This window comes from Flavobacterium sp. MMS24-S5, from assembly GCF_050320125.1.
Classification (GTDB): domain Bacteria; phylum Bacteroidota; class Bacteroidia; order Flavobacteriales; family Flavobacteriaceae; genus Flavobacterium; species Flavobacterium tyrosinilyticum.
In genome coordinates this window covers 280,987-292,868 of the sequence record NZ_CP190016.1, presented here as the reverse complement: position 1 = coordinate 292,868, position 11,882 = coordinate 280,987, and the positions used below count along the sequence as shown (strand labels likewise).

At 47.0% G+C, this 11,882-nt stretch carries 10 protein-coding genes and 2 pseudogenes; 3 read left to right on the top strand and 9 right to left on the bottom strand.

What is annotated here, in order from left to right; genetic code table 11:
- Window positions 1–24: 24 nt before the first annotated feature.
- Window positions 25–384 carry a DUF7222 domain-containing protein gene (locus ACPWTF_RS01345; protein ID WP_427874081.1) on the bottom strand — a complete coding sequence of 120 codons (360 nt, stop codon included), beginning with the start codon at window positions 382–384 and terminating at the stop codon, window positions 25–27.
- A gap of 44 nt (window positions 385–428) precedes the next feature.
- Entirely contained in the window at window positions 429–815 is a 387-nt protein-coding gene (locus ACPWTF_RS01340; protein WP_427874080.1) for a single-stranded DNA-binding protein, read from the bottom strand.
- A gap of 318 nt (window positions 816–1,133) precedes the next feature.
- Between ACPWTF_RS01340 and xseA the strand changes: the two genes are divergently transcribed.
- The 3 genes from xseA to xseB all read left to right on the top strand — a co-directional run bounded on the left by xseA (window position 1,134) and on the right by xseB (window position 2,756).
- Window positions 1,134–2,111 carry an exodeoxyribonuclease VII large subunit gene (gene xseA / locus ACPWTF_RS01335; RefSeq protein ID WP_427874079.1) on the top strand — a complete coding sequence of 326 codons (978 nt, stop codon included), beginning with the start codon at window positions 1,134–1,136 and terminating at the stop codon, window positions 2,109–2,111.
- On the top strand, window positions 2,059–2,415 hold the full coding sequence (locus ACPWTF_RS01330) for a hypothetical protein (protein ID WP_427874078.1): 357 nt from the start codon (window positions 2,059–2,061) through the stop codon (window positions 2,413–2,415). The genes xseA and ACPWTF_RS01330 overlap by 53 nt, the downstream gene beginning before the upstream one ends.
- A 116-nt stretch (window positions 2,416–2,531) precedes the next feature.
- Window positions 2,532–2,756 (top strand): exodeoxyribonuclease VII small subunit, encoded by a 225-nt coding sequence (gene xseB / locus ACPWTF_RS01325; RefSeq protein ID WP_427874077.1) that lies wholly within the window; start codon window positions 2,532–2,534, stop codon window positions 2,754–2,756.
- A gap of 257 nt (window positions 2,757–3,013) precedes the next feature.
- Here the strand turns inward: xseB and ACPWTF_RS01320 are convergent, their stop codons facing one another.
- The 7 genes and pseudogenes from ACPWTF_RS01320 to dinB all read right to left on the bottom strand — a co-directional run bounded on the left by ACPWTF_RS01320 (window position 3,014) and on the right by dinB (window position 11,665).
- Complete coding sequence (locus ACPWTF_RS01320; RefSeq protein WP_427874076.1) at window positions 3,014–3,925, bottom strand: 3'-5' exonuclease; 912 nt, start codon at window positions 3,923–3,925, stop codon at window positions 3,014–3,016.
- Window positions 3,906–5,366, bottom strand: a complete 1,461-nt coding sequence (locus ACPWTF_RS01315) for an ATP-dependent helicase (RefSeq protein WP_427874075.1) — start codon at window positions 5,364–5,366, stop codon at window positions 3,906–3,908. The genes ACPWTF_RS01320 and ACPWTF_RS01315 overlap by 20 nt, the downstream gene beginning before the upstream one ends.
- Before the next feature lie 480 nt (window positions 5,367–5,846).
- Window positions 5,847–6,095: a hypothetical protein gene (locus tag ACPWTF_RS01310; RefSeq protein WP_427874074.1), complete on the bottom strand. Its 249-nt coding sequence runs from the start codon at window positions 6,093–6,095 to the stop codon at window positions 5,847–5,849.
- A 224-nt stretch (window positions 6,096–6,319) separates the two neighbouring features.
- On the bottom strand, window positions 6,320–6,553 hold the full coding sequence (locus ACPWTF_RS01305) for a DUF3606 domain-containing protein (protein ID WP_427874073.1): 234 nt from the start codon (window positions 6,551–6,553) through the stop codon (window positions 6,320–6,322).
- Window positions 6,554–6,822: 269 nt separating this feature from the next.
- Window positions 6,823–7,359, bottom strand: a complete 537-nt coding sequence (locus ACPWTF_RS01300) for an alpha-ketoglutarate-dependent dioxygenase AlkB family protein (protein WP_427874072.1) — start codon at window positions 7,357–7,359, stop codon at window positions 6,823–6,825.
- A 61-nt stretch (window positions 7,360–7,420) separates the two neighbouring features.
- A pseudogene (locus tag ACPWTF_RS01295) lies at window positions 7,421–10,478 on the bottom strand (DNA polymerase III subunit alpha).
- A 3-nt stretch (window positions 10,479–10,481) separates the two neighbouring features.
- Window positions 10,482–11,665, bottom strand: a pseudogene (dinB, locus tag ACPWTF_RS01290) (DNA polymerase IV).
- Window positions 11,666–11,882 lie beyond the last annotated feature (217 nt).

Genomic DNA, 11,882 nt, shown 5'->3' with positions numbered 1-11,882 from the left:
GAAGATATTTAAGGTTGAAAATTTCTATTCAAAGAGCCTAGAATAGAGGTCGTAACAGTATTCCTCAAAGCAGAGCCAGCAGACAAAGGTGTAATGCGGGGCTTGAAATCGGTTTTCGATCGGCTCGCCGATAGCTTCTTCCAATTCAGTACGTATATTTTCAAGGTCATCGATATGTTCGATGTAAAATTCCCTGCAGTCGTCGTGATAGATAAATTCCGAAATCATTCCGCTGATGCACCCGCCCGTCTGCAGGTCAAGAAAAAAGGATTTCAGCTGTTCCCTGCGCTTGCCGTCATAGGAAGTGATGCTTCGCAGGATAATCTGATTAAAGGCACCGCTTACACGATACCCGCAATAAGAAGATTTTTGTAAGGCTTTCATAATGTTGTGTTTAGGCGTGTATAAAAATTAAAAGGAGATAGGATTTAGAAAGGCAGGTCGTCGGGATTCTCAGAATCCTCCTGCTTTTTGAGGGCGGGTGCAGGCGCACTATTCTGCGCTTGCGCAAATACGAGTATCTTGATGTCCGAGGTGTGAAAGGTCAATGACCCGTGCGCCTGAGCGTCATTTCCGATATAGACATTCAATCCGATGCGCCCGAAGAGCTGCACCAAAGCCCCTTTTTTGAGCCACTGCGCCAATCCTGCGCTCAGCCAATAGGAACAGTCGATATAGGTTAAAATCTTTTTGGTTTCGGTGCTTCCTTTGGGCTTGTAGCTGTCGTTGACCGCTATGGAGAAGTTCACCACCTCACGGTTTTCTTTTACCTTAAAAACTGAGGCATCTTTTACAATTCGTCCTGTGATTTCCATGACATAAAATTTTTAGTGAATACTTGTTTGAGTTTTCTTTCCCCGTAACCCGCAAATGCAATTTTTCAAAAGAAAAAACGGGAAAAAAGAAAGCAAAGAACCAGTGGGCGCAAGGAGCCGGAGTGCTATAAGTCCCGAAGGGCGGCGGGGAGCCGTTATGCGCATGCAGGTGAGGGCGGACACTACTTTGGCTGCCCTTTTAACCCGTTTTGAATTGAAAATCAATCCCTATTTTTTTGTGTTTTTGAGATTCCGCTCCAGAATAGCTACCTTAGCGGTAAAGAAGAAAAAACAAACAGCAGCAGACCCTAAAAATATATGGGACCCGAACAGTATATCAGACTCTCACAGCTCAACGACCAGATTCAGGACACGATCAATTCCCGCTTCAGGGGACAGACGTACTGGGTGGTGGCTGATATCACCAATCATTCCTTCAAGGCCGACAAGAAGATTCATTACTTTGAGCTGGTGGAAAAATCAGCGAACAGCAGTGCGATAACAGCCAAGATACTGGGCAAGAGCTGGGGAGCCGGAGCACTGAAGATCCTTGATTTTGAAATCACAACCGGACAGCGTTTCACCAACAACCTGCATGTGCTGGTGCAGGTGAGCGTGGATTTCCATCCACTGTACGGCCTGTCGGTAAACCTTCTGGACATCGACAGCAATTTCATGCTCGGCATATTGGAGCAGCAGCGCAATGCCACGCTGGCAAGACTTGTAAGGGATAATGATTTCATACACAAAGAGGGAGAACTGTATTCCACGCTGAACAGCCGCCTGAAGCTTCCTGCGGTCATCCAGAGGGTTGCGGTGATCTCTTCGAGCAGTTCAGCCGGTAATGAGGATTTCCGCCATACGATGCAGCATAACGATTTCGGATATGTTTTCCAGATTGATGACTATTATACAGTCGTCCAGGGCGATAACAACGCCAAGCTGTTCCTAAACAAGCTTATTGAGGTCTACAACACGGACATTCCCTATGATGCCATTGTCATTACAAGGGGAGGCGGTTCGCAGTCGGATTTCCTGATTTTTGACAACTACAATATCGGAAGGGCTGTCGCCAAATTCCCCATTCCAGTAATAACCGGCATCGGTCACCAGAAAAACGTCAGCATCACCGATCTGATGGCGCATACCCATACCAAGACCCCGACCAAGGCGGCGGAGTTCATCATAGCGCACAACCGCAGCTTCGAGCAGCATATACTTTCCCTGCAAAGGACCGATAGCCATGAAATCGCAGCAGCTTTTCCTCGGGTATTACAAAGAGCTCAGCGAGCTTAAAAGCACAATCAGCCACAATGCAAGGGAACTGATTGCCGCGCAGAAAGAAGAGCTGCTATTGCAAAAGCAGCATATTTTGCAGTCAAGCCGAAGCATGCTGGCAAAAGAAAAGCAGAACCTGCTGCTGAGTGCCCAGAAAACACTGCAAAGGCCGCAGAGCATCATCCAGCAGAAAAAAAGCGACCTGGAATATTTAAAAGGCAATTTGAAGATCTTTACCGGCCAGTACCTGCGCAGCCGCAGACTGCAATTGGAAGAGCCACCGGAAAACCATAAAACTGCTGTCCCCGCAGAATGTGCTTAAAAGAGGGTATGCCGTGATACGGAAAAACAGCAAAATTGCAAACGGGGCGGAGAACATACAGGAAGGAGAGGAGATAGAAATAGTAGTAAAGGATGCCATACTGAAAAGTACGGTCAATGAAAAAATACAATACGATGGAAAACACACTGACTTATGAGGCTGCAGCCAAGGAACTGGCTTTGATTGCAAAAGAAATGGAAGATGAGAGCATCTCTGTGGACGAGCTGGCGGCCAAAGTGAAAAGGGCATCAGAGCTCATCGAGTTCTGTCAAGCCAAGCTTAAATCGACGGAGGCTGAAGTGGCCAAAATCATCAGCGGGATGGAGAGCCCAAAGGAGTAAAATCGGCTCCTGCATACTAAAAAGGCATTTTCCGGCGTTATAGTATCAGATACAAGCCGATCAAGCGCCTGCATAATTACTATTGTGCAGAACCGATACAAGCCGAAAAACGTACAAAAGCCCAGTCGCCGATAACAGCACTGGGCTTTTGCATTGATAATGATCAAAAAAATAAACAAAAAAGCTAAAATAGAAACAAAGAAGCTAAATGATAAACAAAGAAGCTCAAAATAAATAAAAGCCAATCTTAAGGTTTCTTAAAGCTTCCACCACTTTTTTGTGTCCTTCTTCTCTTTTTCAGTATTTTCATCCGGCTCCGCATCAAAAACAGTATCAGGGGAAAATTCCGGATTGTCTTGCATTTCCACTGCAGGGTCATGCCCAAAAGGGTCAGGAGCTGTTTTCAGATGCTCAGCAAGCTCCAGAAGCTCCTTCGGCCTTTCAGAATCCCCACTGTCCTCGGAAAAGGCGGTCAGATGCCTGAAGCCGAAATCGATGGGCTTTACTTTTCCAATATCTAAAAAATCCACCAGATATTCCTTTTTCTCCAGATTCACCGTCTGTATTCTTCCCTTGTTCCAGACTGGGTGCATGACCAAATCACCTTCGCTGAAGGCTATGTTTTCCGAAGGCTGTGCAGCGCCCAGACTGTTTCTGCTGTTTTCTATGATCTGCTGGGAGAGCACTCCTTTTCGGACATAGAATTCCTCCTTGATTTCAAAAAGAAACCTTGAAGGGTATTTGTTGAGTCCCGTAGTGAAATTAAAGCCTTCCGAATCGGTCATATAAAATCTTTTTTCTGCGCGCGTAACGGCCACATACATGAGCCTTCTTTCCTCTTCAATGGCGCGTGCCCTTCTTTCCTTGACGGACAGCGCGCTTGGCAGCACGCCTTCCGTGAAGCCGCACAGGAATACATACGGGAATTCAAGCCCTTTGGAAATGTGGATGGTCATCAGTTTGACCTTGTCCTGATTGTCGGTATCGGCGTCCAGATCGGTATACAGCGATACTTCCTGCAGGTATTCGACAATATCCACCGGAGCGTTGTTTTCCTTTTCGAGCAGCAGCATTGAATTTACAAGCTCCTTGATGTTCTCCAGCCTGTCCTCGTCGCCGTCTTTGCGGTAGAGCTCGGAAAGCCCGCTTTTATCGAGTATGATCTTCACAAGGTGCCGATATGGATTTTGTTTTGGCTGTCTCACGCAGCCCTTCGATCAGCTCCAGTAATTCAACAGCGCCTTTTTTTGCCAGTTCCCTGTCTGTGATATTGTTTTCAAGCGCCTGCAGGAGCGAGAGGTTCTGTTCGCCAGCCAGAAGGCTCAGCCTTTCAAGGAATTTTTTGCCCAATCCCCTTGAAGGATGGTTGTGCATGCGCAGGAAAGAGAAATTGTCCCCCTGTACGATGAGCCTTAAAAGGGAGAGCACGTCCTTGATCTCTTTTCTTTCAAAGAAACGGATGCCCCCAAAAATGGCGTAGGGAATATTGTCCTTGATCAGCGCCTGCTCAATATTTCTGGAAAGATGATTGGAGCGGTACAGTATGGTTATATCGGAGTACGAAGCCTGCTCGGCCTGCAGTATCTCTTTGATTTCACCCGCTATCCACCGGCTCTCCTCAAAGTCATTCTTTCCGTGGAAGTGCACCACTTCAAAGCCTTCAGGCTTGTCGGTGACCATGTCCTTGTCCACCCTTACCGTATTGTTCTTGATGATGTGGTTCCCGATCTTCAGGATGTTCGGCGTGGAGCGGTAATTGCGGTTCATGATGATGGTCTGCGTATCGGGGAACATGCTGTCAAACTCCACCAGATATTCGGGTTTGGCGCCGCGCCATTCGTAGATGGTCTGGTCGGGATCTCCGACAAGGAAAAGATTCTGGTGCAGTCGCGAGAGCATTTCCACCAGATGGAACTGGTTCTCTGAGCTGTCCTGCGCCTCATCCACTTGGATGTAATGCAGGTTTTCCTGCCATTTCAAAAGCACATCGTGATTATTGTCCAGAATAAAAGCCGTGAAATGGATCAGATCGTCAAAATCCAAGGCATAATTGCGTTTGAGCTTGTCCAGATAGATCTGGAAGATGCGGCTGGAAAGCGAATCGCTCTGATCGGGTTCAAAGCCTTTGTTTTCAAGGATGTAGCCCAGGTAATTTGAAGTGCTTTTCTGCTTGGATATAAAGCGGAGCACCTGTTTGAAGGTCAGGTGTTTGGAATTGATCTGCAGCTCGTTGAAAATATCACGCAGTATGCTCTTCTGGTCTTCGGCGTCCAGTATGATAAAGTTCTTCGGGTAATGTATCTTGTTGATCTCCTCGCGCAGGAACCTAACGCAGAATCCGTGATAGGTAGTGATGAAAGCCAGGTCATAGGTATCGCCTATGAGCGTCTTGACACGTCTTTTCATTTCCTGGGCGGCCTTGTTGGTAAAGGTCACGCAGAGGATGTTGGAGGAGTTTATTCCAAGCCTGTCCACAATATAGGCAAAGCGGGAGGTAAGCGCCTTTGTTTTTCCGGATCCCGCACCTGCAATAACACGCACGTATCCTTCTGTGGTCTTCACGGCCTGAAGCTGGCTGGGATTAAGGTTTTCTAGAATCGGGTCGTTCATTTTCTGCAAGCAATAATTTTTTTGGTCTCGTTGATTAAAACAGGCAGACCAATACCTGTTATGCAAATTTAGGCAATTATTTCCAAGCTGTGCCCGGAGGCTTTAAGGCAATCGTGATTTTGGATAAAACCCACATATGTACAATTGTAAAGTATTTATGTAAAGTGGTTTATGTTGTTTTATCTAAACTGTCAGTTTATTATATGATATATAGCAGCATCCTAAAAAAGGAAAAGACAAACGTAATACAAAATAAAATCCTGAAGGGAACCTGCAGCCCATAAGGCCGGTAAATTCTCTTCAAGATTTTATCTGGTGTTTAAATTTTCCAATCGTTACGATCTTGTTTTCTTAAGCCATATCCATGCGATTTGCGCTGCTTATTTGTCATCAGCCTGATTCCTGTTCAAAAAATAGTTTTATGTCCATCACAGGACGTAAAAAACGCTTTAACCTGAATGACATCCAAAATTCAGGGAATCAATTATCCTCATCGTCATCCTCAACAGCTTTTTCTTCGTCAAGGGTTCTTCTGTCGGCATCAGGATCACGCTCATCCGGACGTGGATTGTGATGTTCTGAATCTTCGCTGTGAATTCCGGTGGTATCATTTTCATGCTGGTTGATGGCCGGATCTTTTTTTTCCAAAAGTTCTGAGTTTATGGAATCATCTGCTGCCTGATAGCTATGTTCGTCCCGATCATAGCTGTCGTAATTTTCTCTAGACATAATCTTCTTTTTTAGTGTTGTATTAAAATTCGGTAAATCACTCAATATGTTGATTCATAATGTATTGGTTTTTTATTGTTCATTTAAAGCTTTAATATGAATAATTAAAAAAAATGAAACTATAAATCAATTAATACTGCTTTTAAAAAGCTTAAAGCTGCGATAATTTTGAAGGGTCTGTAGCTTCTTCAATGCTTTTTCCTTCGGGATTATGGTGATGGTCATCATGCCACTGGCTGTCTTTCAGGCGCTAACGATTCCGAGGCGCTTTCCCTTGAAGGGGGATTTTCGCTAAGATGATCCACAACTTCCACTACTGTTGTGCCTGCAGCCCTAACGGCATCTTTTAAGATCTCTTCAGGCACATTGAGCTTTTCTGCCCACTGCTGTATTTCGTTTTGATCGGAGATATCAACATGGGCATTTTCCTCTTGCCCCGTTCTGTTTATATTTTCCATGATTCTTAATTTTAATGGTTTATCCAAAGTTACTATCAGCAGACCCAAAGCTGTTATATTATAAAACAGGATTTTTATAGGATTGCTATGATTTTCAATGAATTATAATCGCTATGTAAACCAATGAATCAATGGTAGCAAAATGGAAAAATAAGAGCGCTGAACATAAAACACTAAAAAAACGTTAGACTTCCCTGATCTGGCGGAAGGTCAGATTGATCCTTGGCAGCACAGGACGGGCGGTTTTGGGCACCTGGTGCTCCCAGCAGCTATTGGTATGGCCTGCCATGAGCAGAAAGGTGCCCGTGGTGCAGGGGAATTTCTATCGGCGCAATATGTTTGAGGGTTTTATGGCGCAGGCGGAACAGGCGCGTTTCCCCGAAAGTCACAGAAGCGATATTCATGTCCTTGTTGCTCGATGAAGTCTTGTCGCTGTGCCATCCCACGCCGTCAGTGCCGTCCCTGTAGAGGTTCAGCAGCACGGCGTTAAAGTTTATGCGGGTTTCCTTTTCCACACGCTCCCTGATCTGGAGCAGCTCCAAGGGCCAGTCGGGATTGGATCTGCGCTCGGGCCTGCCCGAATCCCCATACCATGAGATCATGCGCGGAGCCGTGACCACCTTGTCATACATCGGCATTTCATATTCCCTCCACTGTGTGCCATGGTATAAGACATTGTAATAATGATCGGACTCGGCTTTGCTGAAAAAATTATCAATCAGCAGCAGGTCGGCATCGGGGACGTCAAATATTCTTCTGCCGCCATTGCCCGATGAAAAAATTTCGGTATCATCAAAAAGCATCATGTTCTTTATTTTTTTAGTTCATACTCAGTGCAGGCCTAAAGTCTAAGCTGAAAGGAGTCTGTCAATTGCTCATTCTAAGCCTTGGAATATTGATTTCATGTTCCTGCGGATAGGGTGCGCGATGGGTCATGCTCACATCTTCGCGTATTTTCTGCTGCGTCCTGTATTTCCAGTCGTTCTCGTGCTCGTAGCGCGGATCGGGTATAAAGGGCATCTTGGCCATCTTGGTGACCGTTATGGTCGGGAAATGGTAATCCACCTCGACACTGCCCAAGAGCAGGTAGCATCCTCCTCCCTGAAAAGGATACGACGCTAGGCTGTCTGTAAAATGCGCCGTATCAAAAAGCTGCCCTTCAGCATCTATCCAGGTCCCGAAATACATGGCGCCCATCTTTGTGGGCACATGCTTGCGCGAGATCAGATAGGCCAGCATGCGAACCTGTTTTTTATGATGGTCAGAAAGTGCCCTTTGCCATGACATTTCCCCTGAAAGGAGTCTGCAGCAGGTCAAAAGGGGAGCAGGAGACCGGAAAGCCCAGCAGCTCGATCTCATCAAAGGCATCCTCAAAAGGGGAGCGTTCCAGCTCGGGTAGCACAAATTCCTTTACAGGCTCCTGAAGCAGCATCGGGGTGCGGTTCTCGGGCTTGAAGTTCACTAGGATAAGGCGGGCAATGACCAGCAGCTGGTTTTTTGTTTTTTCCGTGAACCGGAATGCGCCTATGAAAATCAGAATCTGTATAGCCTCAATTCCAATGGGGATGCGGTTGATGAAATCCTCCAGGGATCTGTAAAGCCCGTTCCTTTCGCGTTCCTGCTGGATCAGAAGGGCTGTTTTGGATTCAAGGCTCTGCAGGTGCATGAAACCCAAGTATACATCAGACCCATACAGGGTGGTTTCAAATTCGCTTCTGTTCACGCAAGGGTTGTGCACTTGAGCCCCCGACATCTTCGCCTCATGCACATACACTTCAGTACGGTAGAAACCGCCCTGATTGTTGATCACCGCCACCATAAACTCGATGGGATAATGCACTTTCAGATACAGGCTCTGGTAGCTTTCCACGGCATAGGAGGCCGAGTGAGCCTTGCAGAACGAATAGCCGGCAAAGGACTCGATCTGGCGGTATATTTCCTGGCTCAGCGCCATGGAATGCCCCTGTGCCGCGCAGGATGCAAAGAAGTTGTCCTTTACTTTCTGCAGGGCGGCCTTTGAACGCCCTTTTCCCGACATGGCACGGCGCAGGATATCCCCGTCGGCGGCCGGAAGCCCGCCGTAATGCAGGGCAATCTTGATCACATCTTCCTGGTAGACCATAATGCCATAGGTTTCCCCGAGCTGCTCTTCGAACACCGGATGGAAATATTCAAACCTGTCGGGATGATTGTGCCTGAAGATATATTCCTTCATCATTCCCGACTGCGCCACACCGGGACGGATAATGGAGGAGGCGGCCACAAGGGTTTTGTAATTGTCGCATTTCAGGCGCCGCAGCAGACCCCGCATGGCAGGGCTCTCGATATAGAAACAGCCTATGGTCTTTCCCATTGAGAGATAGCTGTTGCAGCTTTTCTCGTCCTTTGAAATCGTGGTATCACGGATATTGAGACGCAGCCCACGGTTTTTCTCAATCAGCTTGACGCTGTCATCGATATGTCCGATGCCGCGCTGGCTCAGGATATCAAACTTCTCAAGGCCGATATCTTCCGCCGTATGCATATCAAAAAGCACTATGGGAAAGCCCTTGGGAGGCATCTCCAGTACGGAATAATGGGTGATGGGCTCTTCGGAAATCAGGATCCCGCAGGAGTGCATGCTTCTCTGGTTGGGGTATTTCTCCAGCATCATTCCATAGCGCTGCACCTCTCGGACCACTTCATTTGTCGGATGCAGCGTCATTGGGTTTTTGGCCAAGGCATCGAGCTCTTCCTTTGGAAGCCCGAAAACCTTGCCGACCTCACGGAAGATGGATCGGTATTTGAACTCCACATTGGTGCCGCAGAAAGCCACATGCTCATAGCCATAGCGGGAAAAAATGTATTCGAGGATCACATCGCGTTCCTTCCAGCTCCAGTCGATATCAAAATCGGGAGGGCTTTTTCGGTTCAGGTTCAGAAAACGCTCAAAATACAGGCTCAGCTCCAAGGGGCAGATATCGGTAATGCCAAGGCAGTAGGCGATTATGCTGTTTGCGCCGCTTCCTCTCCCGATATGCAGGAACCCCTGAGAGTTGCTGAAACGGATGATATCCCATGTGATGAGGAAATAGCCGCTGAATTCCAGCTGGTCAATCACCTTGAGCTCGCGGAACATCCTTGATTTTGCTTCTGCATTATTTTTTCCATAGCGCCATTCCAGCCCCTGCTGGGCAAGGGTTGTGAGCAGCTGCAAGTCATCTTTTTTATTGTTGGTATAGTATTTCTTGTTTTTCGGCGTTTTGAAATCAAACTCAAAATGGCATTCTTCAATGATTTTTTCCGTATTGGAAATGATCTGCGGATATCCTTCGTAACATTTAAGGATCCTGCGGGAATCCACCATAACCTCCGTCTGCCTGCAATAGTCTGTGGCAGAAAGGCGCGAAAGGATCACATTCAGGTCAACAGCCCTCAGTATCTTATGGAGCTTGTATTCCGTTTTGGTGCGGAAGGTTACCGGCTGGAGCACGACCATCTTGTCTGTTTTGTCCTTCCAGCTGCTCAGCACGAGCATCGGGTGCTGTTCGGGGCGCAGGCCGATGAATTCATGTCCCTTTAGAACGGCGGGCACATTCTCCAAGGGATAAACCACAAAAACATTTTCAAAGTCCGGAGCGGACAAAGGAAGCGGGGTATTTTCAAAATTATGTCGGGTCAGAAAACGGTTCATTTCTGCAAGGCCTGCGGCATTTTTCGCCAGTCCGATATAGCGAAGCTGATGTTCTGAGCGGAATTCGATCCCCACAACAGGCTTGATGCCCGCAGCCTGGCATCCTTTCATAAAGTCATAAATCCCAGTAATGGTATTAATATCAGTGAGTGCCATAGCCTTGACACCCAAGGCCGCAGCCTTGGATATCAGGTCTTCCAGCGGTATGGTGCCATAACGCAGGGAGTGGAAGGAATGGCAGTTGAGATACATGACTTATTTTTTGCGTTTTAAGATTTCATTTTTGGTATTGGGTTTGAAGGATGCTCCTGCGCAGCGCATCACCGCATCAAAGCCGTAGCGGTTTTTCATGCCGTGTCCATGGCCTGGTAAAGGGCGAGCATTTCTTCGGTATCATTGAAGAGGTCAATCTGGTAGGTTCCCCGCACCAGTCCGCTGAAGCGCACCCCGATAAGGCGCAGCCTCATGCGGCGCTGGTAGAGCTTGTCAAAAAGATCCATTGCGGTCTGGGTCAGGATATGATCGGCCGAGGTGTACTGGACCCTGCACTGCTTGGTTTCGGTATCAAAATTGGCATACCTGATCTTCACCGTTACGGTCGAAGTCAGCCACTGCTCGGAGCGCAGCTGATAGGAAAGCTTCTCGACCATCCCAAGGATAACCCTTCCCAGTTTGTCTATATCGATTGTATCCTGGGAAAAAGTGTGTTCGGTGGAAATCGACTTTCTTTCCGTGTAAGGTTCTACGGGATTGTTGTCAATGCCGTTTGCTTTTTTCCAGAGTTCGATCCCGTTCTGTCCGATCATGCGCTGCAGGGCTTCGGCAGGCATTTCAGAAAGGGTCTTGATGGTGCGTATCCCGATGCGGGACAGCAGCTGGAAGGTCTTGTCGCCCACCATCGGTATTTTGCGCACTGAGAGTGGGTTCAAGAAAGACTGCACCAGATGTTCGGGGATCTCGAGGTTCTGTTTCTGTTTTCCTTCACCGGTTCCGATCTTGGATACGGTTTTATTGACTGAAAGGGCAAAGGTGAGGGGAAGGCCGGTTTCCTTTGTGATGCGCTTTGCGAGCTCATCGGCTGATTTGTAGCTGCCGTAGAACTTGTCCATTCCGGTGATGTCAAGATAAAATTCATCAATGGAAGCTTTTTCCACCACGGGGGCTTTCTCCTGAATGATTTCGGTAACATCATGGGAAAGCTTTGAATAGAGTTCCATATCGCCTTTCATGACTTTGGCCTGCGGACAGAGCCTGAGCGCCATCTGGATCGGCATAGCCGAGCGCACTCCGAAACGGCGCGCCTCATAGGAGCAGGATGCCACAACGCCGCGCTCGCCTCCGCCTATAATGAGAGGAATGCCGTTAAGTTCGGAATTGGTAAGCCTTTCGCAGGAGACGAAAAACGTGTTCATGTCTATGTGTACAATTGCCCGGTTCATAATCTTGATCATTTTATACAAACCAAAATTAGTACAGGTAATAACAATTTTTAAAAATAAAATGTTCTAAATAGTAACAAAATTTAAAACCCCTTATTTTTCAGGACATCCAAAAAACAGCTTTCTGACTCATAAACCTCTTTATTCAGAATTTTCAGAAGGCAATGATAATTTGAAAAGAACCATTTATATTTTCAAAATACTGCGCGGGCTTTTT